Source organism: Phaeodactylibacter xiamenensis, from assembly GCF_000759025.1.
Classification (GTDB): domain Bacteria; phylum Bacteroidota; class Bacteroidia; order Chitinophagales; family Saprospiraceae; genus Phaeodactylibacter; species Phaeodactylibacter xiamenensis.
Genome location: NZ_JPOS01000038.1, coordinates 25,921 through 49,427, shown reverse-complemented (window position 1 = coordinate 49,427; position 23,507 = coordinate 25,921). Strand labels below are relative to the sequence as shown.

Below are 23,507 nucleotides of genomic sequence, written 5' to 3'. Positions count from 1 at the left end.
TTTTTACAAACCCAGTAATGTATTCCCTTCTGCAATATTGGTCAGGCGGTCCACGCCCTCTGCCTGATGGGATTCCACGATGATGGTGCCAGGCCCAAATTCGGGCTTTTTCTGGTAAGCTACAAAACCCTGCCGGCAGTCAATCAGGGAAAGGTCGCGTACCCGCAATACCGATAAGTCTTTGCTCGCTACGCCGATGGGCGCTCCCTTGATGCGTGTACCGAAAACCGTCACATCGCTCTCCTCCCCTACACTGATGCCTTTGTCCCCGTTCCCTTTCAACTGGCAATCGCGGATTGTGACGGTACTTCCGGAGAAGTCCAGCCCGTCATTACCGGTGTTTTCGATACGGCAGGCGACGACCTCGCCTTTGCAAAAGTCAGCATCAAATCCATCTGAGAAGGTCTCCCCGATGTAGCAGCGCTCCAGCTTGAATTCAGACCGGATGATGTTAAGGGCATCCTCACTGCGGTTTTGGAGAATGGCGCTGTTGTGCATCCGGACTTCGGACTCGTAGAAATTTACAGACCCGGTCAGGGACCAGCCTTTGTACTGAGGCGCATCCAGCCCTTCGGCCACCATATAGGCAACGGAAGAGGGCAGCGGTGCCCCAAAAACAGCCAGCCCTCCCCCATCGCGGTTGGGCGCGCTGATACGAACGGGGGCATCTTCTGTACCCAGGGCTTGCAGCGGGCTGTAGCTCAGCAGGCTGGCACCGTTGTACAGTCGGATATTCGCACCGGCCTCCAGGATCAGCTGCCGGCCAGCGGGAACAATAACCGTTTTACGTATTTCATGCACACCGGATGGGAAAACCACCGCATCGGCAGCGACGCTATAGGCGCTGTTCTCGTCCAGTACAGCTTCCTCCGCCAGCAGCTGCCGCCCGGTGAGATGGCCGGGAGGCGTTTGTGCCAAAATGGGCGCTGCAAATAAGCTATCGATGCCGGGCACCTCATAGAACAAATATTCCGCAGCCGAGCCTATCGTCACGCTTGTACTGCCCGGAGGCGCCTGCACAGCCATTGCTTTTTGTTCCAGAAAACCGGGATTGCGCAGCGTGGTATCCCTTCGCAGCCGCATTTCGTACACCCTGGGCATACGGGCAGGGAGCATCACCGGGTGTTCCAGCCCGCCGCGCATTTGTTTGTCACTACGGCCATACCCACGGATGCGCAGCGGCAGATGATGGCGGTTGACGACCTGTAGTTGCTGTTCCGGGCCTTGCTTTTGGAGGGTATAAACGGTCAGGCTGTAAGCACCAAACGGGAGCAACAGGGAATGCACGTACTGCGCATTGCGGATAAAATCGTCCAGCCGGGGTTGATAACCCGGAAATTCCCGCTGCACGTATTCCAAACGGGCATACCAGGCGGTAGCCAGGCTGTCCAGGGCTGGCAGCAGATAGTCGCGACTGCTGTACCGGTGCAGGGCTCCGTGGTAGAGCCGTACAAAGTCTTCATCCATAAACAGGCTGCCGAGAAGCGGGTGGTAAGCCTCCTTGTGCGGGTTCAGGGCGCCGCTGCCTAACACTTCGTACTGACTAGCCGGCGGGCCGCCAAAGCCATCAAAACCAATGGGCTCCAGTTTGCCGGTAATGGGGTTGTAGTAAAACCGCTGATTGTGCCAGGCGATACCGTGGTAGCCGTTGAAGACATCGCAGAAGGCCAGAAATTTCGCCATACGCGGTAAATCAAAGACCTCGCCTGCCGGTTGCAGCCCGTCACGGTACTGCTGCATGAGTTGGCGGGCGGCTTTTATCTGGGCCGCCATGCCAGGGTTATCTTCAGTAGGCTTATCGTCGAAAGCCTCAATGGGGGCGCTTTCCAATTCGGCAGCCCCGTAGCGGGCATTCGGCTTGACATAGCCATGCGACTGCAACTGCCGGCGGATGGTCTTCCAGTAGCCGTCTTCCGAGAATTTCATGATCGGGCCTTCCCGGCGGCGGCGCGATTCCACAAGTTGTTTCTCAAAGTGCTCTTCGTAGGCGTACACACCCAGGCTTTCGCCATTGAGCTGCAGCTCTACGAAATCATAGCGGGTAGTGAGCACGTCTTCCTTCTCCCAAAACTGGTGCAAGAGCCATTCGTGCAAAAAGTGGCGGGCGCGGGGCGTGTGAAGAGAAAAGACCCGCATACGTCGCCAGGCTTCCGTGCCTTTGACTTTCACCCGAAAAGACCACTTATCGCCACTGAGGTGGTCGAGCCAGTCGCCTTTGAGGCGGACTTCAACGGAGATAGGCTCATCGTAGGCGCTGCTACTGAATTGCGCAGGCACCCAGTCGCCCCCATCCGTTTCGAGAATACCGGAGCGGAGGGCTTCCTGCCGCTTGGCTTCCAGCTTTTGCATGTGGCGGGGCTTGATTTCCAGCTGTAAGACCTCCGGCACGAAGGCACTATCCACTGATAAAGGCTCGATGAGCAAATCATCAAACCAGGCCGGTTCCTGCCCGGTACTGTAGACGTAGACTTTGAAGCGCTCACTGGGGGCACCAAATGGCACACTGAAGTGGAGTTCCAGCTTTTCCCACCCCAGGGTGTCTGCTGTGGCCGGTATATTTTCCTGATGGTAGCGTTTTTCCGGGCCTTCCACACTCACTGCCAGGTAGGACTGCTGCTGCCCGGTTTGTTTGCGCCAGACGCTTACCCGGTAGGCAGAGCCAGGCCGGGGCGCCTCCAGCTGATATTCCATGCCATACTGTGGTTCGGATGCCTGGGGCAGGTAGCAACTGTATTTTCCATGGCGGGCGTATTGGGCAGACTGCGTGGTGCCACCTTTGAAAGCTACGCCATCGTGCACAAATGTTTCACCCCGGACCTTTTCCGCACCACAAAACACCTGTCCATCGGGCAGGGCATCATAGGGCGAGGGCTCCGGCCAGAGGCTGACACTGAGAATGAGCACAAGGGCACCGCCCAGTACGCCGAGGAGCAGGCGGCCGGCATTTTTTCGCTGTTGTTTTTCCTGGTCTTTGATGATCATAGTTACACAATCAGATCTGGCTGGTCGATGACCGAGAGGCGGGTAGCGGGCGAGAGCTCCTGCATGGCTGTTTTTAAACGGGCAATATCTCCCAGCTCCTTTGCACGGCAGACGAAGGACAAGTCCATGCCCTGCTCAAGGGTGTCCATGCGTTTCAGCTCCACATAAGGCAGGTGCTGTGCCAAAATACCGGCAATGGCCTCCACATCTTCCTGGTCGGTCTGAATATTGACAAACAAACGATTTTCCTGACGAAACACTTGTTGCCGCCCAAGCAGTTTACTAAGGTAGAGAATGCCGAGGATGACCGCAAAAGCCACGATCGCCAGAATAGGCTGATTCGCACCGCCGGCGAGCCCCAGCCCGATGGCGATGAAGAGATAGGTCAGTTCCTCCGGATCCTTAATAGCTGCCCGGTAGCGCACGATTGACAGTGCACCGACCAGGCCCAGGGACAAGGCGATGGAAGATTTGACGATCATGATAATGAGCAGGGTGCCCAGGGCCAGCGGCAGGAAGTTATTGGCAAAACGGCGGCGGTTGGAAATGGCGTTGCCAAAGTGGATATAGAACAGCCGCAGCAAGGCTACGAGGATGGCTGTGACGATGACATTGAGCAGGAATTCGTCCAGCGGTACGTTATTCGAAAATTCCTGTATATATTGTTCCTGTAATTTCTGGATCAGATCCATACGTCTGTTTTGTCGAATGAAGAAACAAAGATATTGGTTTTTCGGGAAGCGTCAGGCAGGAACAAAAAAAGGTACTCCGGATGGAGTACCTGCATAAACTATAAACAAACAAAAAACATTAGCGATTCATAAAACTGTGAGCCTAACAGGGCAAATAAAAAAGGGTTCAACAAAACACAAAAAAAATTTCATGCCGCAGCAAAAAAACAATTGGCTTAGTCCGTTTCGTATAATCCTGATCGTGGTAGGAATCATTCTGTTGCTCCGTTTTGCGGGCCCGCTACGGTTTATGATCCTGACGCTGACCATACTGGGCGGCATTGGCTTTTTGGGCTACCTGGTCTACGAGTACATCCGTCAGGAGAATAGCAATTTCCGCAACCGGGGCAGTGTGCCTGCCGGTGTTGGCGCACGTCTGGAACAGGTGGAGGAGCAACTTGCCCGCAATGAAAAAGAGATTAAGTCCATCCGGAAAAACCTGCGGGAGCTTCGGCTCGAGCTGCACGATGAGGACGCTCTTAACACCAAAAACCGGACTGACGCCAATTACCTTATCCGGGAATTTGAAGCCGAACTGGAGCTGCGCCGGGCCAAATCTTCCTTCTACAAAACCGTTAAACACAAACTCAACCGCCTGCTGCATAACCACCAGCTATCACAGTCACTGGCCGACAAAGAAGCCGAACTGCGCCGCCTCAAAGAGCACCACTACGATGACCTGGCAGACATGGAAGCCCTGCGCTCCGATATGGAACTGGAAACCCTTTATCTGGATACGATTGACGAACTCTCCCTGAAAGTCCCTGATAACCTCTCCCTGGAGCATGTGCAGGAATTGCAAAAACAGTTGGAGGAGATGACGCGGGGGCTGGAGCGGTGAGGGTTTCAGACGTCAATGTATAGGTAGAGTCAGAAAGCGCTCTTATTCCGAATACACATCATCAACGGCAAGCACCTCCCCATACAACCCTTCCAATTCCCCAATACAAGCTTCAAAATAATTGATGCCTACCTTCAGGTGAAAAGCCCGGGCCTCTCCTGTTTGCTGAAAAAGAAAAAGGTCATTCTGCCCATTGGCCGCAAACCCGTCCCGGTTCACCCCAAATGCCGCCTCAGCTCCTTTAGCTCTTCGTCCGTCAAATACCGCCACTGCCCGGGCTTGAGCCCGCCCAGATGGACATTCATAATGCGCACCCGCTTGAGGGTCACGACATCGTAGCCCAGGTAGTCGCACATGCGCCGGATTTGCCGGTTGAGCCCCTGCGTGAGCACGATGCGGAAGGCCTGCCGCCCGATTTTTTCCACCTGGCACTTTTTGGTCACGGTGCCCAGGATGGGAATACCCTCGCTCATCCGCCTGACAAAGGAAGCGTTGATGGGCTTATTGACGGTGACGATGTACTCTTTTTCGTGCTCGTTTTGCTCGCGCAGGATTTCGTTGACGATGTCGCCGTCGTTGGTCAGAAAAATCAGCCCGGTGGAAGCCTTGTCGAGGCGGCCGATGTGGAAAATGCGCTCCGGGTAGTTGAGGAAGTCGATGATGTTGGACTTATCCTTGCGGTCAGTGGTGCAGGTGATGCCGGGAGGCTTGTGCAGGGCGAGGTAGACCGCTTTGGGTTTAGCTTTGAGGGGCGCACCATCCAGCAGGACCTCATCGCCGGGATTGACGCGGTTGCCTTTACGGGCAGTAGTGCCATTGAGCTGTACCCGCCCGGCCTCAATCATACGGTCTGCTTCCCGCCGGGAACAAATGCCGGTGGAACTGATGAATTTGTTGAGGCTGATGGAAGGGTCTGACATGCCTGAGCTAGCTTTTTAGCAAATGTAGCAAATGCCCCATAGAAAGATAAAATGATCTGAGTTACCTAAACCTGAAAGATGCAGAAAGCACTTCCTTTGGAAACCAAGTTAAAAAAAGCTTTGTTTACAAGTCAAAATATAAATTATGGAAGGTAAGCTGGAAATCAATAATATCATGAAGCTTATTCATGCACTAAGCCTGGAAGGCAAGTTAGAAATAATGAACAGGCTTTCCAGCGAAATAAAATCAGATATACCTCCTCAAAGCAACGACATCGAAAAATCGGTTCTGGTAGACCGCCTATACGGAGCCTGGAAAGATATTGACGAAGATATTTTTAAAAGCATTCTTGAAAGCAGGACTTTATCAGAAAGAGACATTAACCTGGACGCTTGATTTTAGCCATGAAATATTTAATCGATACAGATATTTGTGGATTCTACCTTAGAGGAAAGTACTCGATAAACGAGAAGATAAAGGAAGTAAAGCCAGAGCATTGTTTTGTGAGTGAGATCACGATCCTGGAACTGATTTATGGCGCAAGAAAAAGCGAGCAATACGAAAAACATATCAAAGATATTCAAGTAATTGAGACGCTATTTACCGTAATCCCTATTGAAGCGGTTTATGATAGATTTGCACTGGAAAAGGTGAAACTTAAAACCGCTGGCAAGCTTATTCCAGATTTTGATCTGTTGATTGGTTCTACAGCTGTGGAGCGCAGCTTGATTATGGTTACAAATAATGAAAAGCACCTTAGCCGGATATCAGATATTTCAATTGAAAACTGGACGAACCCTGTATACAATAAGTTCGCGGAAAGAAACACCTAAGGCGGCAATTTACCTATCAGGGACTTTAACGCCATTATCCTTGTAGGATGGGCGAAAATAAAAAAGCCCCGGTCACTGCCGGGGCATAAGTTCAACTTGGTTCAATTTGGTAAAAGTAGTGTAAGGCTGAGGGACAAACTTGCTAGCTAGCCAGTACTTTTGGCGCAGCAGCAAGGATTTCATCGCTGGTTTTCGCAGCGAATTTTTCAAAGTTTTTATTGAAACGCTCGGCCAGGTCATTCGCCTTGGCATCGTAGGCATCGGAATCTGCCCAGGTCTGCTTCGGGTCGAGGACCTCATCAGGCACGTTAGGGCAGCTTACCGGCATGCTCAGGCCAAAGATTTCGTGGGTGTGGTAGTCCACGTCGTCTAGTTCGCCGCGCAGGGCTGCCGTGATCATCGCACGGGTGTACTTGAGGCTCATGCGGTGACCTGTGCCGTAAGCACCGCCCGTCCATCCGGTATTCACCAGCCAGACATTGACGTTGTGGGCCTGCATCTTTTCACCCAGCATCTCCGCGTATTCCGCAGGGTGCAGCGGCATAAAGGGGGCACCAAAGCAAGCCGAGAACGTCGCCTGTGGCTCCGTAATGCCCGCTTCTGTCCCGGCGACCTTTGCCGTATAGCCTGACATAAAGTGGTACATGGCTTGACCAGGCGTCAGTTTGCTGATCGGAGGCAGTACGCCAAATGCATCGCAAGTCAGGAAGAAAATATTGGTCGGGTGCCCGCTGCGCGAAGGCTCAAGGGCATTATCGATGTGGTAAATCGGATAAGAGACCCGGGTATTTTCGGTAATGTCGCTGTTCTCAAAGTCCGGCGTTCGGGTGCCAGGGTAGCACTTGATGTTCTCCAGGATCGCCCGGTGCTTGATGGCGTGGTAGATTTCCGGCTCTTTCTCCTCCGACAAGTCAATCGTTTTGGCGTAGCAGCCGCCTTCGAAGTTGAAAATGCCGTTCTCAGACCAGCCGTGCTCATCATCGCCAATCAGGTTACGGTTAGGGTCGGCAGATAAGGTGGTCTTGCCGGTGCCGCTCAGCCCAAAAAAGACAGCGGTGTCGCCCTCCTGCCCTACGTTGGCAGAGCAGTGCATGGACAATACCTCACGGTGCTTGGGCAGGACATAGTTCAGGACAGAGAAAATGCCTTTCTTAATCTCTCCGGTGTACCCTGTACCGCCGATGATGATCTGCTTTTCCGTGAAGTTGATGATGGCAAAATTGTGCTGACGGGTGCCGTCCACTTCCGGGTCGGCGTGGAAGCCCGGCGCACAGAGGATGCTCCACTCCGGCTCAAAGTTTTCGAGCTCTTCTCCGGTGGGGCGCAGGAACATATTGTAGGCAAACTGATTGCTCCATGGATATTCGCTTACCAGGCGCAGGTTCATGCGGTAGTCATCATCTGCGCAAACGTAGGCATCGCGTACGAATACATCCTTGTCTGCGAAGTAGTCGATGATTTTGCCTTTGAGCTGCTGAAAGTACCGGTTGTCAATAGGCTTGTTGATGTTGCCCCAATCGACCGTATCCTTCGTTTCGGCGTCCTCCACGATGAAACGGTCCTGAGGAGAGCGGCCGGTGAATTCTCCGGTTTCTACAGCGATAGCGCCCAGATCAGTCAGGAAGCCTTGCCCGCGCCGGATCGTCTCCTGTACGAGCGCCTCCGGGCTTAGATTCCAGTGGGCATTTTTGACCTGCTTGATGCCCAGTGTTTCCAATGTTGCAGCAGGGTTTTTAATCTCAAACTTCTCCATTTTAGGAAGGTTAATTTTGCTATTCGGGAAAAATTTGCGTTGCCTGTCGGCAGTACAAACTTGAAACGTTGGGGCAAAGAAAGATGTTTTTCGCATTTAGAGAAAATTTCTCTAACAGATTTTTTTTCAAATGCTTAAATTTGCACCTATGTTAAGAGAAATCGACACGGTAAAACTCATTTTCGGGCTCAAGGTGCATCAGTTACGGCAGGAGCAGGACTTATCCTATCAGCAACTGTCCGACCGCACCGGGCTGGCCATTTCCTACCTGCACAATATTGAGAAAGGCAAAAAGTACCCCAAGGCCGACAAAATCCTGGCCCTCGCCCGTGCCCTGAATACGGAATACAACTACCTCGTCTCTCTGGATGCGGACAAGCGGCTGAAGCCCATTATTGACCTGATCCACTCGGATTTTCTCAAAATCTTCCCCCTGGAGCTCTTTGGCATCAATACCCCCAAGCTGATTGAACTGCTGTCGGTGACGCCGGACAAGGTGAACGCCTTCATCAGCACCGTGATCAAGATTGTGCGTAACCACCACCTGCAGGGCGAGGACTTCTACAAGGCCGCCCTTCGCTCCTATCAGGACCTGCACGACAACTACTTTGGTGACCTGGAACTGGCCGTTCAGGAGTTCAAATCCAAAAACACGCTGAAGCAACAGCCCGGGTTCGAAACGCCGGAGCTGGAGCACCTCCTGCACAAAAACTTCGAGGTCAGGGTGAACCGTGACTTCCTCAGCAGCCGACCGGACCTGACGGAAGTGCGTTCCTACTATTCTGTAAAAAATAAAGTGCTGTACCTCAACGGCGGGCTGAGTTCCGCTCAGGAAAAAGCCTTGCTGGGCAAGGAAATCGGCTTTCAGTTTCTAAAATTAGAGGAACGCCCCTACGAGACCCGCATGATGGAGGTCGACTCCTTCGACAAACTCCTCAACAATTTCAAGGCCTCCTACTTCTCCGTTGCCCTGCTGATGGACGAAAAGGAAATGATCGAGGATATTGAAACGATGGCCCGTTGGCGGACCTGGGACGCAGAGGCCTTCCTGGAGCTGTTTGCCAAGTACGATGTCACCTCTGAGATGCTCATACAGCGCCTGACCAATCTACTGCCCCGGCACTTCAATATTCAGGATTTGTTCTTCCTGCGTTTTTTCGCACGCCCCGACCTGCAGAAGTTTGAAATGACCAAGGAGATGCACCTTTCGCAGCTCCACAACCCCCATGCCAATCAACTGGACGAGCACTATTGCCGCCGCTGGATCAGCATCAACCTCGTCCGTCAGCTGAAAGCGCAGCAGGGCATTAGCAATACGGAAGGGCCTATTGCCGGGGCGCAGATTTCGCGTTACTGGGGCACGCCCAATGCTTACCTGTGCATTACTATTGCCAAGCCCGGCCACAACCACGCCGACAACAGCTCAAGCGTCACTATCGGCCTGCTGGTGAATGACAAGCTCAAACGCCTGTTCCGCTTTCTGAATGACCCGAAACTGGTCACCAAAGACGTGCACACTACCTGCGAGCGCTGCGGCATTTCGGATTGCGGCGCGCGGGCAGTGCCGCCAACCGTACTGCAGCATCACCGCAGAAAGGAGAACATCCGTGCTACGCTGGAAGAACTGGAACGGCACCGGGTGGAGGGCTGACGGGTGCTGTCCCGGGGGAGGTTGAGGCTGAGGTTAAGGTTGAGGACCTGGCATGGTCTCCCTGGCGGCGACAGTGAACTGTCGCTCCCTGCGTAGGTCCCCGGTTGGTCTCAACCTCAGCCTTATCCTCAGCCTATTCCTAGTCTCACGCATTGCCACTGCCCCCGGCACCATCCTACAAATCCACTACTTCTCCCGTACGGTCCGCCTCCATAATCGCCTGCACGATACGGATGTCCCGGAGTCCCTCCTCGCCCGGGACCAGCACCGGCGTACCATTCAGAATAGCCAGGGCATCGTTGTCCATCTGTCGGGCTTGCTGGTCTTTGATCGGTTTGTCCAGCCGTTTACCATCGCTGGTGACACCCTGCACGCCGCTGTAGGACTGCATAGGCTCCAGCTTGTACCAGCCATTGGCGCAGTCTACCCGCAGGCGGTTTATCGTTTCCACCACACTGGTTTTTCCGCTGCCTTTCACTCCATTCGGAAAAACGAGCTCAAAAGTGGTAGTCACATCGACTTCATTGGGAATATCACGGGAAGCCGAACGCACCTGCACCGGCTCCATGCCTGTGGCGTAGCGTAGTCCGTTGATGGTGTACACGCCCATATCGTAGAGTGCGCCACCGCCCATATCGGCCTGAAAGCGCCAGCCGCTGCCCTGCCCGGACCCGGCATAGCCCGCTAGTGCCTCAGCGGATTGGATAGCACCATAGGGCTTTGTTCGGGCGTATTCAATGACCGTCTGCGTGTTGGGCTCGTGCTGCATGCGGTAGCCAATGCTGAGCTTCACCCCGTTTTGGTCACAGGCATCAATGATCGACTGGCATTCCTCCACATTCATGGCCATGGGCTTCTCACACCAGACATGCTTGCCAGCGTTGGCCGCGCGGATGGCATACTCGGCATGAAGCCCGGTCGGCACCACGATGTAGATCACATCAATATCCGGGTTATCCGCCATTTCGTGCATGGTATCGTAGGAATAGACATTCTTATCCGGAATGCTGTACCGCTGCTGCCAGGTGGGAATTTTCTCCGGGCTGCCCGTCACAATACCGGCGAGGTAGCAATGCTCCGTCATTTGGAGGGCCGGTGCAAGTTGTCCGCGGGAGTAGCCGCCAAGCCCGACGAGGGCAACGCCCAGGCGTTTTTTCGGCTTTTGGCAGCCCAGGAGTGCAGGGGCCGCCAGCAGGCTACCGGCTGCCATTGCAGACTGCCGGAGGAAGTGGCGGCGGGAGGTTGACCATTTATCCATAAGCTTTTACTTTGGATAACTGCCTGGCAGGGCGGGTTGTTGATGCTAAGCCCGGTTTCCGCTTCAAGAGTCAGGTGGCGACTTTAGTCCGATAGCTATACGGGGGCGGCCTGACAGGCAACCCTGGACCACGTTCTCCGGCCACGATTCCAAAATCGTCGCCGGAGTAGCAATAAAAGACATTTTCAATCGAGTATTTATTTTCTTAACACCAAACCCTCATCGCCTAAATTTATCATCTAAAATCACTGGCTCAGTATTGTCGAGTAAATCTAAATGCAGCCCAATGGGCACATGATTGGGACGGTGGTTCCTCCATCCATCCAATCTGTCTACCCAACTAATTGTTCCACTAAAGTCCCCCCCATACGCCCTGTCCGTATACACCTACTCCAAGTGCTCCGCCCAGCTTTCGCAGATGGCGAGGCGGCCGGCATCGGATGACCGATTACGACGCTGCCGCCCCATGAAGATTTCATCTCACTCCACTACGTAAAAGCAGTAGCCGCCATTGTCATGAAAACGCTCTTGTGAACGTAGCAACACCCAATCGTTGTAGTGTGGGTCAGGGCTGGCAGACAAAAACTCAATGTTATTCCCTGCCCCTCCATTCAACTCCACATTGGTATTAGAAAGTTTTCGAGGGCAGCGACCAGGGAAGTCTTGGTCATCGTCGAATGACTGCACTGCACCGTGAAAAAAATAAAATAACCCGGTGTCTTGTGGTACAATCGCATATTCTAGTGCGTAAGTACCATTTTTATAATTATACTGCCCAATCAACCCCACATCGCCACTTATATAATTATAAATAATGTAGTCAAAATCTTCCGGTACAATTACATCAAAACTTAGCAGCGCGTCTCGAACAAGTGGAGTATCAGCCACATCAATTCGGTCAATTCCAGTATCTGGATAAAACCGCCAGTTCTCTAGCTTATAGTACTGCTGCGTCTGCCGCTCGTATACTTCGTCGCTAAACACAGAAGAAATGTGGATCGTGTCCCCTATCCGGAAGGTGTCCCTCGCCGGGCTCAGCGTAGCCGGGATAACGAACTGATAGGCACCGCCGAAGTCGGCATCGCGGCATTCTTTGCGGGGACAGCCCCAGCAGAGGAGCAGGATGAAAGGGAGTAAAATGATTAAATATCTCATAAGCAGAAGAAAAGTGGGCGGCAATCAATGCCGCCCGTTATTTTTTAATAGCTGTTAAAAAGTGCGTCGACATCGCCAACCGCGATCCCTGAGCCAGGCAACAAATCATTGATAATACGCTGCCGGTATACCTGAGGATCATCAGTGGCTGCATCTATACTCGGAACGGAGAGGTTTGGGCGTAATGCACAAACCCGACGCACGAGTATATGCCGACACGAAGTCATGGTTGGTCCCAAACTACTTCGTCGTCGGTATAAAACGGAAAACAGCTGCCCGTTTGTAAGGCCCGTAACATTATCAATTACTGCGCCACTGCCTCCTCCAATTCTATCAAATGATACCATCGGTTCTACGTTGTCGATTAAATCTAAATGAAGTCCAATTGGCACGTGATTGGGCCGGTGGTTCCTCCATCTATCTAACCTGTCAAACCAACTTCTTGGCCCACTAAAGTTCCCCCCAAACTCCCGGTCCGTATACACATGCTCCAAATGAGAAGCCCAGCTTTCGCAAATGGCGAGGCGGCCGGCATCAAACACATTCTCATCCCCCCACGAAGAACCTGTAGAAATCCGGGCATTAAGAGTGGCTAACCCCAATTGCCCCCAGAATACGGCTCCAACATTGGTGAAATGAGAGGTGTGGGCAAGTTCATGCTGCGCAATGGCCCATTGCTCGTCAGAGTTTTGAAAGTCGCAGCCTATGGCTACGTCCGGTATTAGAAGAAGGCTATTTATAACATTTGGAAGCAGCTGGGAGTTGAATAATCCCTGGTTGATCCACTGTTCTAATAGCTGCACGGGTATCTGTGAGGTCATCAGCGCAATGCCATCTGTCCGGTACGCCGTCAGGTAAATATCCAATCCCATCGGCGGTGGGTTGATGCCGTCATTTTGGGATTCCGTATGGAAATGGTGCAGGGCATTCATGACCGTGGCGGCCGACCAGTTGCGGTGGTCCCGCCCGCCCTGATTGTTCCAGAGGTTGTATTCAGTTTGAATGTTGTTGTAGGAACCGCCACCAAGCTCCCCGCCGTAATCGGTCACGGTCGCCAACAGGCGCCAAACCTGCACCGTATTTCCTACAAAGCCCCGCAGCCTCGCCCGGTCGTTCAGGAAGCTGACCCACATATGGGCTTTCCCATACTCCCGGTGGTTTTTGATCTGCCAGCAGCCCCGTGCATCTGTTTCGGCCGTCTTGAAAGTGAACCAGCCATTCCACCAGACCACCCGCACTGCTTCTACCGGAAATAGCCCGTTGCGCTCAACATCCTGCACCTGTATACAGCCCGCAGGCATCCGCACATCGCCCGGCACCGGGCAGCCGCAATCGTTGAGCTCCTCTTCCTCATCGTCGTAAATCACCAAACAGTCAGGCCAGTCCGGGCTGTCTGGCGTGCAGTCCCCGTTGTAAGTCGGCGGGCCTGAACAGCCAAAGTGCTGCGGGAAGTAAAAACAATTGGGGTAATTCGGGCACTCCTGCCCGCAGGGGTCCGGTATGGCACTGACACCGGTGCCACCCAGCCCTTCAAAATAGGCAGAAAGGCCGCCAACCTCCTCAAAGGCACGAGCAGTCAATGGGGTTTCGTAGGGAGGGATAACCAGGTCTTCCAGGACCTGATACGTTACAGCCGGCACCGGCTCTCCGGCTTCCAGAACGCCATAAAAATCCGGAATGCCCTCTGCCCCAAGGCCTTCCTGTGGGTAATAATCGCCCAATTGCACCACCTCGTAGCCCAGCGGAAAATCAACATAAGTGATCCCGCTTTCTGCAAGTGCCTTGTATTCCTCAAGGCTTTGGGGGTCAAATTTTACGTATTGGTGGGTGGCCGGCAAAGCAGCGTAGGATTTGTGCTGCCCGAAAAGATTGTTCCAAGCCTGTGTCATATTCGGTACGGTGTAGGGGTTGTTGCGCTGTGCGCCCAGAATAGTGGGCACTGAGTCTTTCTCAGACCGGAATACAATACTCGGTTCCGGTGAAGCCTCTGTTTCTGTTATTGCGGGTGAAGGCAGTGCCTCCTTCTCACAACTCCAGCCCAACATGATTATGCTGAGAAGTATCAGAAGGGGCACGATGGGTGTCCTCCTTCGCCTAAGTTGCCTGGAGGGAAGTGTGTCCTCCTTCGCCCTCTGGCTTCGGCGGATGGAATGTGTGCCCTCCTTCGCCTATTGGCTTCGGCGGATGGAATGTGTGTGTGTACAGTCACACTACCGTTTGTTGAATGGTTCACAAGTGTTATTTGGTTTAAAGAGATGCAATAATGCTCCTAAATTACAACAATGCTACCAAAAAGACAAGCATGCATTGTAAAAAAGCATATAAACTACTGCTGAATACAGCAGGCACACTTTTTATGCTACACTTCAAAACCGAAGCTCCATGCCCCTGCGCCCTTTACCAGACCACGGCGCCTTGAACTGAAGGATCAGCGTAAGATTGAGCTCATTAATGGGGCGGAGCATTTCCCGCTCCCTGTTCCTCAGCCCCAGGCCATGAATGTAGGAAAGCTCTACCATATACCTTTTGTACCAGTAGGCGAGCGACAGGTGTGAAGTGTACTCGAAATAACGATGATCAGGAGCATTGCCCCCAGAATTACTGACTTCCGAATAATCTTCCCCAGTTACGCTTATCTCAGGGTTATGAATATAGTTCAGACCTAGCCCGGCGCCTATCAAGAATGCATCTGCAAATGACCGCTTGACAGCAAAATCCGTACGCCAGCTATTGAAGCGGTGAAAACTATATCCAACAATATTGAATACTGACATCTCAAATACCCGATCAAAATAATAACTGTTTGTCCAGGAAAGGAAAAGCGCTTCGCTGATCTGTTTTTCTAAGCCTAGCCCCACCGACCAATGCGGCAGGAGCCGATCTCTCACTTCGTAAAAACCGGGTGAAGAAACTCTATGAAAATCCCCCCCCTTTATCTCCGTTACACCACCACCCAGCCGGAGGCTGAAGTAGGTCTGCCCGTACAGGGCACTTGTGCTGAGCAGTAGGAGTAAGGCTGTAAAGGTGCTTTTGAAGTAGTATTTCATGGCTATATTTTTTAGCCCTCCTGATTTCTGAAATTGTTTCTTTTTCTGGAAAGAAAATGCAAAATAAGCATGACCTATTCTTTCTGGAAATCAGGAGGGCAGTTTTAACTTTATGCTTTTAGCTTCATGCCATATGTTTGGGCACTACTTTTTGTGTTGAAGCTTGCTAAAGTATTTCCATTGGGGCCGCTTTGCTGCCAGAGGCGGGCAATTATAACCGAAAACCAAACAGCCTGCCAGCGCTCCAGATTAAGCTGACAGGCTGGTATTTATAGTCTACTCAACCACCCAAAAGGTCAAAGCACCTGTGCCTCTGTATTCTTCTAAATCTAATAACTCCGGAAGGTACTCCACATTGGTTTCTGAAATCAACCTTTGATATCCTTCTTCAGAAGTCGCAGGGTTTTGATAGAAGAAATTTACGCTCGACCGCCGGTTCCGGCCACAGGTGTACATCGCCGGGTGTTCATAATCTTCATACAAAAACTCCGGAGTACTAAAGCCAAACCAATATAGTCCTGGCTCTAACAGAACGAAACCTGCTTTGAAGGAATAATTCAAAGAGTCCTCAACAATACCTATGGGATATTCTGCAGCAGTAAATGAAGGTAAAAAGTCTACTGTACCTATCCTTTCAAGCACCCCCACTTCGTTACCATACTGCTCTATGGTATCAGACACTTCAGAGAAAAATAGTGAAGTACGGAATTGAAAGTCCTCCAAAACGATTTCCCCACTGGCATCCTTTACGGAAAATACCTTAGGAAACAGGCACTCTACCCATAAGGTATCTCCTAATTGAAAGGTATCCTTATTTGGGTAGGTGGAAACCGGTAGTTCTATTATCATCTGCTCGCCAAACTCATCCTCTTTGCAGCCGCAACTGCTGATGAACAGGATAAGCCCTAAAAGCCCGCAGAAAGCAATCATTCTAAAAGCCATAGTCCTGAAAAAGTTGGTTATAGTTTGCTAATGTGTTTCCGTTGGGGCCGCCTTGCTACCAGAGGCGGTCAATTATAAACGAAAACTAAACAGCCTGCCAGCACTTCAGATTGGGCTGACAGGCTGGTATCCGTGCCGCTATTCAGTGACTATAAAAGTAAAACCTCCATAGTCTGAATACCGCTGAAAGTCAACTAACTCTAGCAAGTAATCTACCTCTGTTTGCAAAAATAAGCGCTCATAACGCTCCTCATTGGTTGCACTATTTTGATAGTAAATCTGTACTTGACTTCGCCTATCATTCTTACAAGCGTACATAGCCGGATGCTCATATCTTTCCAGTACAGATTCTGATGAACTTATCCCGAGATGGAACAAACCCGGCACTTTTAAAACGATGCCTGCCTCAAATTGGTAGGCCGTTTCAGTTTCCACAAAATACATGGGATAGGATATTGCAGTCTGCAACGGCAATACTTCCAACTCTCCTTTTCGGACAACGAATGTAGGATTTGGGATATACCGCTCTACGGTATCGCTAATTTCAGAAACGACAAGGCTCGCAAAAAAATTAAAATTTTCGAGGTAAATCTTTTTTTCCTGTCCTCGTACCTCTACATTTTTACTAAAGTCAGCAGATATCCAAAGGGTATCTCCTAAACGGAATGAATCTTGTTCTGGCTTCACTTCTATCGGAATGACAAGCTCCAATTGTTCTCCAAAGGAATCTTGTCGGCAGCCACATGAAGCCAAAAATAATGTCGCCCCTACCAAGCTAAAAAACCGACCTAAACTAGTAACCATAGTCCTGAAAAATTTGGTTGAAGCCTGCAAGTGTATTGCCTTGAGGGCCGCTTTGCTGCCACAGATTTGTTCTAAAACCGTTTACATCTTCTGTAATTGGGTTGAGCGCAGATAATTGATCTAGAAAAGTAAAGCTTGAAACATTATCAACTAATGCATTAGGACTTCCCAATAACATCGGCTCCGCTGCAGGAGCAATAGGTATTGGTGGATTGACTCCATTTTCATCAAAAAGATCATAAAACAATCCCTCAGGAATGAACCCAATATTATTCTCTTCTAACCAGAACTCAAGTTCCTCTGCTTGATTAGCATATCGATTTGCATTGACCAGTCCATCACTATGCAACAACCCATACTTCAAATCCGCCAGGTACAGCTCCACGGACTCCGCCATGCCTTCTGCCAGTTCTGCACGGCCGGCACCGGGGTCCGTACCGTCTCCATAGGGCAGAGGCTCCCCGGAGCCCACCCGCGTCATGATATACGTTACATAATCAATCCACCAATCCCGACCTACCTGGGCATACTGGGAGGCGTGCACCATCTCATGGTAGACCGTTTGCCGCTTATCGTCAGAGGGATCGGGATCACCAAAACTAATGAAGATATCCGGTTTTGAGAGCTCCCAGTAAGTGTACAACAGACCTGTAAAGGGGGTTTGATAGGCTAATAAGTACCCAGCAATATCCCCAAGCCCAAACTGTTCATTATCAATAGTCCGGAACATAGGGGCGGCATTCAGGCGATCATCTAAGTTATGAATCAAAATCCGTAGCTTGCCAGGGCTGGGCAGGTCAATACCAAAGTCGTCATAATACTCATGCATGCCGTTATTGGTCAGGGCGGCTACATAGGCTTCTTCCTGTTTGCTGCTGTGGTCTTCCGGGTCATCCTCCAGGCGCAGGCACAGGGCATGCCAGTTTTTACCATTTCGCCGTAGCTTCCAGGTATATTTTACCGGCTTGAGAAAAGCATTCCAAAATCTCGCTCCGCGGAATGACCGGATGACGGCCCGGTCGCTGGCCCGGTCTTTGAATACCACTTTGGTTTTCATCCGGCGGACATTGTAAGCTTTATTGATTTTCCAACAGCCCTCATCATCCGTGTCTGTATTTCGCCAAATGAACCCCCAGTGGTGCCTGGTTGTTTTCACCTTCACTCGCCTTACGCCCTCGTCACCTGTTTGTGTGTCGGTCAGTATAATACGCCCGCCAGGCTTCTTTTTGTTTTCATAAACGAAGCAACCGCATTGTTCTACCTGGCCCGCAGGTGGCTCAGGGTCTTCTTCTTCATCGTCGTCGCCTTCGGTGGGATCTCCATCGCAGTCGCAGTACCACTCCAGGTGGAAAGGGCCGGCACTGGGATTCAGCCTCAATTTTGCGATGCAGCCCGGAGGGCACTCGATCGGCTCTGGAATAATGGCGTTAATGACCTCATGCTCTCCATACAGCCCCATCCGATCATCAAGAATGTAATTAGGGAAATTAGCCCTAGGTGCTGTAGACGCTATTGTGCCGGCGCTACCAGACCCAGCTAGTGCTATAGTGCCTAAAGCGGTCCCCGGCACCACCTCACAGGTGAGGCTGCTGTCTTCAAGGCAATCCGGCCAAGTCGGGCAATCCGGATGGCACAAACCTTCTGTCGCTTCATAGTAGGCTTCATTTCCTGAGATAACAAATGCGGTGAAGGTAAGCCTTGTTTCATATTGAGGGATATGCATAACTTCGAGCAATTCGAAAGGGACGGCAGGCATTGCACTGGCATTAAAATGAGCAGCCGTAATAGCTCCATATTCAGGAGAAAACCCATTTTCACCGATCGCAGGATCTACATAGTTCTCTGTCCCTTCATATACGACCTCAAAGTGAATAGGCTGTGTTTCAAATTCATAACCATAGGCCTCCTCAAAAGCTTCTAATGCTTCGGTATGCTCACCCGTTTGAGGCACCCACTTCAGGTAGTAATGCGTGGGCAGTAAATTACCAGCACTCCCCCTTAACATCTGGTAAGCCTGATTGATATTATCCAAAGCATAAGGGTTGTTCAATACATTACCAAGAACGGTTTCACCTGACCCGCTAAGTACCCCTCCAATAGAGCGGTTTTCAATGGCGCTGTTCACTGAAATATCAAGCAGTGCCTCCTTCTCACAACTCCAGCCCAGTATCATAATACTGAGGAGTATCAGAAAAGGCGCGATACGTGCCTTCCTTAGCTTAAGTTGCCTGGAGAGAAGTGTGTATGTTCTCCTTCGCCTATTGGCTTCGGCGGATGGAATGTGTGTGTGTACGGCCACACTACCGTTTGTTGAATGGTTCATACGCGTTATTGGTTTAAGAGATGCAATGATGCTCCCAAATTACAACAATGCAACCCAAAAGACAAGCATACATTGTAAAAAAGCATAACCAAAACCAAACGGAAGATCCCCTACACCTCCCAAAACCGCAGCAACAACACCTCCACCCCCAAAAACACCAGCGCCAAAATCAGGCACCAGCGCCATAGCGGTATACCTTGGCTCCGCTCTTCGATAGTAGCGGTGAGGACAGCGTTGTCGGCTACATTGATGAGGCTCGCCAATGGCCCAACATACTCCGCCAACTCATCCGGGCTGTAGTAGTCGAGGTCGGACTCCCGGCGGTCGTAGTTGAAGGCGTAAGTGCCCAGTGGGTTCTCCGGCTGCAGGAAGAGATCGTAGTAGCCGGCTTCATCGACCTGCTGCCCTACGGTAAGGTAGACTTTCGCGCCAATAATGCGCTGTTCGGGGATGAACTCTTCGGCTTCGCCCTGCAACTTGTAGACAATATCGCTGCTCGTGGCATCATGGGGAGCGACGATCGTAGCATCCTGCCCAATCGTGTAGGACAACTGCTGCCCCTGACGGGAGGATACCGACATCTTGAACAACATGGGCACAAAGATTTCTCCGTTGCGCACCAGGTCGTTGTACTCATCCGAAAGCGGGGCGGCACTGAGGTAGAGATTGCCCTGTCCGTTCTGATAGCGGGCCAGCAATACCGAACCATCGCGGTAGGTGAGCAATGGCTCTTCGCCCCGGTTGGCAAAATTGCTGAGGCTGAAATTACCCTGCGTGGCGGGGAGCTTCAGGTTGGCAGAGCGGTTCTCGAAAACATCATTGAAGATGAAGGCATCGGTATTGATCTGCCCCACCTGACGGGGGCGCTCCTCAAATTGCTGCAGCTCGTTGGCCGGGAAGCCGGTTAAGAACCCGCGGTAAGTACTAACATCAGCATTTCGGCTGGGGAAAACCAGCAGATTGCCGCCATCCTGTACATACTGACGGAGCTCAAAGCCCAGCCCGGAGGATACCGTCCGCAGGTCGTTCAGCACAATCATATCGTAGTTCCCAAATTGGGAATAATCCAGCGCCTGACTCGGCAGGTTGTCAATTTTGAAGTTGTTGATACCCTGGAAAGCCGCCGTCAGAAAGCGGTTGGGCTGCTGCTCATTGATGGCCAGCACCCGGATTTGTTCTTTCACATTGAAGGCAATGTGATAATTGTCGTCAAACTGAATGGGGAAGTCGGTGATGTTGAGGCGGGCTTCGTGCCAGCCGGTCCGCTGTATGGAGATATTGACGGTATCTACCACGGAAGACTCGGCGGGAACGGTCAGCGTGCCTACCGGTTTGTTCTCTCCCTCATAACGGATAGACAGGCGGACGTTCTCCGCAGCTGCTTCCGTGAGATTGCGCACCCGAACAACAAGCGGGTTAGGCTGATTGGGCATAGGCACCGGATTGGTAAACCAGGCCGAATCTATGCTGATGTTTTTTTCCTGTACGGCCTGCAGGGGCACGAGGTTGAACTCCAGCGTGGTGTCGCTGACGGCTTCGATATCGGTGATGTTGCGCTGGAAGTCGGAAATATGGTAAACCACTTCGTTATCGGCCTCTGCCGTGGAAAGCGCCTGCCGTTGGCGGGTCAGGACTTCCGAAAGCTGCCGTACCGCGGGACCGGGCTTTATTTCGTCAATCAACGCGATAGCATCCTCCTGAGAGACCATGCGCTGATGCCGCCCTTCGAAGTCGTTGGTCAGGATTTGAAATTCATCGGTAGGCGCGTAGGCTTGCACAATCTCCCGGGCGCGCTGTTTGGCTTTCTCCACCAAAGGCACGTCCTGGCTCAGGGCCTGCATGCTGAAGGAATTGTCGATGAACAGGCTGACTGCCTTATTCCCCTGCTGTACCTCCGCGTCTTCCTGCGGGATGAATGGCTGAGCGAAGGCGAATACCAGAAACGCCACCGCCAGCAGCCGCATCAGCAGTACGAGCAGGTTGCGCAGACGGGAGCGGGCGCTTGTCTCCTCCTTTACTTCTTTCAAAAAGCGCACATTCGTAAAGTACACCTTCTTAAACCGCCGGAAGTGGAACAGGTGGATGATCACGGGGATCGCTAGTGCAGCGAGGGCGAACAAAAAAGCCGGGAAGAGAAACTGCATATATTCTTTGGGTTGCTTTTGGTCTGTTTTTCACGTATCTTCTGCAGGCTCACTAGTGCGACTAGACCGAATTATTTGATAGTATTTTCAAGCTCAAGCCCTTCTGTAATGCCTGGTCTTTAACTGTCAAGTATTTACGCCTCGATCCACTAGCCAACAGAATCAAGATAAAGAACGCGAATTTAACCATAAAGTTATTGCGGGGCAAGGGATTGGCCACTAATACCTTTATGCATCATCAAACACCCAAAGTATTATGAAAAGAATGATTTACGTGCTTTTGCTGACGATTAGCGCTTTCCTGCTTGGGCATGCTCAAAGCTCTTATCTGGCTGGCAACATGCGTATTATTCAGGAAGACACCCCTGAAGCGAATCTGACGCTGGAAGCCCGGGTACAACTGATCAGCCCTATTGATAGTCCTGTAGAAGATAGTATACCTGTTTTTTGGGGAGACGGGAGTTCGGGTTGGCTATTGCTCCTGCAGGAAACAAATATCCCCCCGGACCTAGCCAGACGGTTCTATACCAACACCCATACGTATCCTGCCAGAGCATCCTATACCATTACTTCACCCGTCTGCTGTTTCTCTGAAATGATCGCCAATCTTGATCCGGGGGCAACCATGCCTCTTCAAGCCCATTATACCATTCTCAACCCTCAGTTTCAGGGAACCAATACTACGGTTGTCGTTTCAGATTTGGAGGAGACAGGCCTCGTGAATGAGCCTTTGAGTTTCTCCCCTACTCCTTTTGATACGGATAATGATTCTATTTGGGTTTCTATCCCTGATTTAGATGATTCCTTTTCGGGATATCAACCTGTGAATGTTGTTGATCCCGGAGGGAGCAGCACGCTACTTGTAGAGAACCCCTTGTTTGGGGGAACGGTCTGGGATAGCCCAGGTACAGCAGGTCAATCCTACATCGTACCCTATCATCTTGAGGAGTTCCGCAACGGGCAAAGGATTTCAAATGTCTTGGCTTACTATTGGCTCCGGGTAGCATCACCAACCAATGCCAACACGACTGCAAAACCGAACTTAAAAGTCTTCCCCAACCCTACCAGCCAAACCCTGCAGGTGCAAACGGAAAACCCCACTCAATGGTCGGGCGTACTCTACAACGTACAGGGGCAACTGATACAGCAATGGGCTCATCTGCCTGCGGACGGGCAAATCAACCTCTCCTGCCTCGGTGGGCTGTATCTGCTGCAATTGCAAAATGGAGATCAGGTGCGAACAGAGCGAATCGTGGTGCGGTAAAAAAAGCAACCTGACAAGTATCCACAGGCATCAGCCCGTGATCTTGTCAGGTCTGGCTGTATTTTAGTTCCCTTTATCGTCTAATTCTCATCAATCAAATCGCCACTGCCGGTGATGTTGACATCAATCTCGGGCGAGCCAATGAAGCGCACGTCACCGCTGCCGGAAATGCGGACTTTCAGGAACTCCGCCACATTGACCTCGGTGCCACCGCTGCCGCTGATGTTAATGTCGGCCGTACGCGACTGCATGCCAAAAGCCTGCACATCACCGCTGCCACTAAGGCGGTACACGGCTTCGTCGCAGAGGCCGTCAATGATCAGGTCGCCACTGCCGCTGATCTTCACATCTATATCATCCGCTTCTGTTTCTATGCGGACATCGCCACTGCCACTAAGCTGAAAGTCGATGTCTTCTGCCAGGAAAAGGTTTTCGCCCATGATATCGCCGGAGCCGGAGCTGTAAACCTGCCGCAGTACCGGCAAGGTGATGAAGATTTCCATATTGTCCAGATCGCGGACGCAACGGTCAAACTCAATTTCCCAAATACCGTTATTGACATCCAGTTCCAGTTCATCAATCGCATCTTCCTTGCCTTCCACGATGACTTCCTGTTCGTCCCCCTGCCGGATGAAGACCTCTGCTGACGTTTCATTTTTAATACCGCTGAAGTCGTCAATGACCAGGCTTTGGCTTACAAATGGCCCGTCGGCATTCAGGCAGCCAATGGAAAAGCTGTCATCGTCATCGATGTTGATAAAGCAGCCGCTGCCCAATAGTGCTGTGGCAATGGCGAATAGCATCATTTGAATCGTTTTCATAGTTTCTTGTTTTTTACAAGATGCTATGTTAGCATCT

19 protein-coding genes are annotated in these 23,507 nt (G+C 51.5%); 5 read left to right on the top strand and 14 right to left on the bottom strand.

The annotated features are described in order from the left end of the window. Positions 1 to 3 precede the first annotated feature (3 nt). Together IX84_RS15055 and IX84_RS15050 are read right to left on the bottom strand one after the other, a co-directional pair. The gene (locus IX84_RS15055) at positions 4 to 2,982 is read right to left on the bottom strand and encodes a right-handed parallel beta-helix repeat-containing protein (RefSeq protein WP_044222495.1); all 2,979 of its coding nucleotides are present in this window, start codon (positions 2,980 to 2,982) and stop codon (positions 4 to 6) included. Positions 2,983 to 2,984: 2 nt separating this feature from the next. Next, positions 2,985 to 3,674, bottom strand: coding sequence for a DUF4956 domain-containing protein (locus IX84_RS15050; protein ID WP_044222492.1), 690 nt, complete (start codon positions 3,672 to 3,674; stop codon positions 2,985 to 2,987). A 190-nt stretch (positions 3,675 to 3,864) separates the two neighbouring features. Between IX84_RS15050 and IX84_RS15045 the strand changes: the two genes are divergently transcribed. Then, on the top strand, positions 3,865 to 4,554 hold the full coding sequence (locus IX84_RS15045) for a hypothetical protein (RefSeq protein ID WP_044222489.1): 690 nt from the start codon (positions 3,865 to 3,867) through the stop codon (positions 4,552 to 4,554). 42 nt (positions 4,555 to 4,596) lie between these two features. On the opposite strand, the gene IX84_RS33380 is transcribed toward IX84_RS15045, so the two are convergent. Together IX84_RS33380 and rluF are read right to left on the bottom strand one after the other, a co-directional pair. Continuing rightward, positions 4,597 to 4,773 carry a hypothetical protein gene (locus tag IX84_RS33380; protein WP_160213796.1) on the bottom strand — a complete coding sequence of 59 codons (177 nt, stop codon included), beginning with the start codon at positions 4,771 to 4,773 and terminating at the stop codon, positions 4,597 to 4,599. Then, positions 4,770 to 5,474 (bottom strand): 23S rRNA pseudouridine(2604) synthase RluF, encoded by a 705-nt coding sequence (rluF, locus tag IX84_RS15040; RefSeq protein ID WP_044222486.1) that lies wholly within the window; start codon positions 5,472 to 5,474, stop codon positions 4,770 to 4,772. The genes IX84_RS33380 and rluF overlap by 4 nt, the downstream gene beginning before the upstream one ends. A gap of 145 nt (positions 5,475 to 5,619) precedes the next feature. Here rluF and IX84_RS15035 point away from each other — a divergent pair, with 145 nt between their 5' ends. Both IX84_RS15035 and IX84_RS15030 read left to right on the top strand, forming a co-directional pair. Continuing rightward, positions 5,620 to 5,871 carry a hypothetical protein gene (locus IX84_RS15035; protein WP_044222485.1) on the top strand — a complete coding sequence of 84 codons (252 nt, stop codon included), beginning with the start codon at positions 5,620 to 5,622 and terminating at the stop codon, positions 5,869 to 5,871. A gap of 8 nt (positions 5,872 to 5,879) precedes the next feature. Then, complete coding sequence (locus IX84_RS15030) at positions 5,880 to 6,308, top strand: type II toxin-antitoxin system VapC family toxin (RefSeq protein ID WP_044222482.1); 429 nt, start codon at positions 5,880 to 5,882, stop codon at positions 6,306 to 6,308. 142 nt (positions 6,309 to 6,450) lie between these two features. Here the strand turns inward: IX84_RS15030 and pckA are convergent, their stop codons facing one another. After that, entirely contained in the window at positions 6,451 to 8,061 is a 1,611-nt protein-coding gene (gene pckA / locus IX84_RS15025; protein WP_044222479.1) for a phosphoenolpyruvate carboxykinase (ATP), read from the bottom strand. Positions 8,062 to 8,209: 148 nt separating this feature from the next. Between pckA and IX84_RS15020 the strand changes: the two genes are divergently transcribed. Further along, the gene (locus IX84_RS15020; RefSeq protein ID WP_044222477.1) at positions 8,210 to 9,712 is read left to right on the top strand and encodes an XRE family transcriptional regulator; all 1,503 of its coding nucleotides are present in this window, start codon (positions 8,210 to 8,212) and stop codon (positions 9,710 to 9,712) included. Positions 9,713 to 9,887: 175 nt separating this feature from the next. On the opposite strand, the gene IX84_RS15015 is transcribed toward IX84_RS15020, so the two are convergent. The 8 genes from IX84_RS15015 to IX84_RS14980 all read right to left on the bottom strand — a co-directional run bounded on the left by IX84_RS15015 (position 9,888) and on the right by IX84_RS14980 (position 21,385). Then, on the bottom strand, positions 9,888 to 10,970 hold the full coding sequence (locus IX84_RS15015) for a Gfo/Idh/MocA family protein (protein WP_044222474.1): 1,083 nt from the start codon (positions 10,968 to 10,970) through the stop codon (positions 9,888 to 9,890). 480 nt (positions 10,971 to 11,450) lie between these two features. Next, entirely contained in the window at positions 11,451 to 12,125 is a 675-nt protein-coding gene (locus tag IX84_RS15010) for a hypothetical protein (protein ID WP_152605078.1), read from the bottom strand. Positions 12,126 to 12,169: 44 nt separating this feature from the next. Beyond that, positions 12,170 to 14,170 (bottom strand): hypothetical protein, encoded by a 2,001-nt coding sequence (locus IX84_RS15005; RefSeq protein ID WP_044222468.1) that lies wholly within the window; start codon positions 14,168 to 14,170, stop codon positions 12,170 to 12,172. 321 nt (positions 14,171 to 14,491) lie between these two features. Then, a complete protein-coding gene (locus IX84_RS15000) occupies positions 14,492 to 15,172 on the bottom strand; it encodes a hypothetical protein (RefSeq protein ID WP_044222465.1) in 681 nt (226 codons plus the stop codon). A 276-nt stretch (positions 15,173 to 15,448) separates the two neighbouring features. Beyond that, positions 15,449 to 16,114, bottom strand: a complete 666-nt coding sequence (locus IX84_RS14995) for a hypothetical protein (RefSeq protein WP_152605077.1) — start codon at positions 16,112 to 16,114, stop codon at positions 15,449 to 15,451. Positions 16,115 to 16,252: 138 nt separating this feature from the next. Continuing rightward, positions 16,253 to 16,918 carry a hypothetical protein gene (locus IX84_RS14990; protein ID WP_044222459.1) on the bottom strand — a complete coding sequence of 222 codons (666 nt, stop codon included), beginning with the start codon at positions 16,916 to 16,918 and terminating at the stop codon, positions 16,253 to 16,255. Next, entirely contained in the window at positions 16,908 to 19,241 is a 2,334-nt protein-coding gene (locus IX84_RS14985; protein ID WP_152605076.1) for a hypothetical protein, read from the bottom strand. Before IX84_RS14985 ends, IX84_RS14990 begins: the two co-directional genes overlap by 11 nt. A gap of 110 nt (positions 19,242 to 19,351) precedes the next feature. Further along, on the bottom strand, positions 19,352 to 21,385 hold the full coding sequence (locus tag IX84_RS14980) for a BatA domain-containing protein (protein ID WP_044222454.1): 2,034 nt from the start codon (positions 21,383 to 21,385) through the stop codon (positions 19,352 to 19,354). A 256-nt stretch (positions 21,386 to 21,641) separates the two neighbouring features. On the opposite strand from IX84_RS14980, the gene IX84_RS14975 reads away from it, so the two are divergent. Then, on the top strand, positions 21,642 to 22,649 hold the full coding sequence (locus IX84_RS14975) for a T9SS type A sorting domain-containing protein (RefSeq protein WP_081968774.1): 1,008 nt from the start codon (positions 21,642 to 21,644) through the stop codon (positions 22,647 to 22,649). A gap of 80 nt (positions 22,650 to 22,729) precedes the next feature. Here IX84_RS14975 and IX84_RS14970 read toward each other — a convergent pair whose 3' ends face one another. Then, a complete protein-coding gene (locus tag IX84_RS14970; protein ID WP_044222448.1) occupies positions 22,730 to 23,470 on the bottom strand; it encodes a head GIN domain-containing protein in 741 nt (246 codons plus the stop codon). Between the last annotated feature and the right edge of the window lie 37 nt (positions 23,471 to 23,507).

Excerpts from the sequence above, each read along its gene's own strand:
- IX84_RS15055 (WP_044222495.1), bottom strand. The coding sequence starts at position 2,982 with ATGATCATCAAAGACCAGGAAAAACAACAGCGAAAAAATGCCGGCCGC.
- IX84_RS15050 (WP_044222492.1), bottom strand. The coding sequence starts at position 3,674 with ATGGATCTGATCCAGAAATTACAGGAACAATATATACAGGAATTTTCG.
- IX84_RS15045 (WP_044222489.1), top strand. The coding sequence starts at position 3,865 with ATGCCGCAGCAAAAAAACAATTGGCTTAGTCCGTTTCGTATAATCCTG.
- rluF (WP_044222486.1), bottom strand. The coding sequence starts at position 5,474 with ATGTCAGACCCTTCCATCAGCCTCAACAAATTCATCAGTTCCACCGGC.
- IX84_RS15035 (WP_044222485.1), top strand. The coding sequence starts at position 5,620 with ATGGAAGGTAAGCTGGAAATCAATAATATCATGAAGCTTATTCATGCA.
- IX84_RS15030 (WP_044222482.1), top strand. The coding sequence starts at position 5,880 with ATGAAATATTTAATCGATACAGATATTTGTGGATTCTACCTTAGAGGA.
- pckA (WP_044222479.1), bottom strand. The coding sequence starts at position 8,061 with ATGGAGAAGTTTGAGATTAAAAACCCTGCTGCAACATTGGAAACACTG.
- IX84_RS15020 (WP_044222477.1), top strand. The coding sequence starts at position 8,210 with ATGTTAAGAGAAATCGACACGGTAAAACTCATTTTCGGGCTCAAGGTG.
- IX84_RS15015 (WP_044222474.1), bottom strand. The coding sequence starts at position 10,970 with ATGGATAAATGGTCAACCTCCCGCCGCCACTTCCTCCGGCAGTCTGCA.
- IX84_RS15010 (WP_152605078.1), bottom strand. The coding sequence starts at position 12,125 with ATGAGATATTTAATCATTTTACTCCCTTTCATCCTGCTCCTCTGCTGG.
- IX84_RS15005 (WP_044222468.1), bottom strand. The coding sequence starts at position 14,170 with ATGTTGGGCTGGAGTTGTGAGAAGGAGGCACTGCCTTCACCCGCAATA.
- IX84_RS15000 (WP_044222465.1), bottom strand. The coding sequence starts at position 15,172 with ATGAAATACTACTTCAAAAGCACCTTTACAGCCTTACTCCTACTGCTC.
- IX84_RS14995 (WP_152605077.1), bottom strand. The coding sequence starts at position 16,114 with ATGGCTTTTAGAATGATTGCTTTCTGCGGGCTTTTAGGGCTTATCCTG.
- IX84_RS14990 (WP_044222459.1), bottom strand. The coding sequence starts at position 16,918 with ATGGTTACTAGTTTAGGTCGGTTTTTTAGCTTGGTAGGGGCGACATTA.
- IX84_RS14985 (WP_152605076.1), bottom strand. The coding sequence starts at position 19,241 with ATGAACCATTCAACAAACGGTAGTGTGGCCGTACACACACACATTCCA.
- IX84_RS14980 (WP_044222454.1), bottom strand. The coding sequence starts at position 21,385 with ATGCAGTTTCTCTTCCCGGCTTTTTTGTTCGCCCTCGCTGCACTAGCG.
- IX84_RS14975 (WP_081968774.1), top strand. The coding sequence starts at position 21,642 with ATGAAAAGAATGATTTACGTGCTTTTGCTGACGATTAGCGCTTTCCTG.
- IX84_RS14970 (WP_044222448.1), bottom strand. The coding sequence starts at position 23,470 with ATGAAAACGATTCAAATGATGCTATTCGCCATTGCCACAGCACTATTG.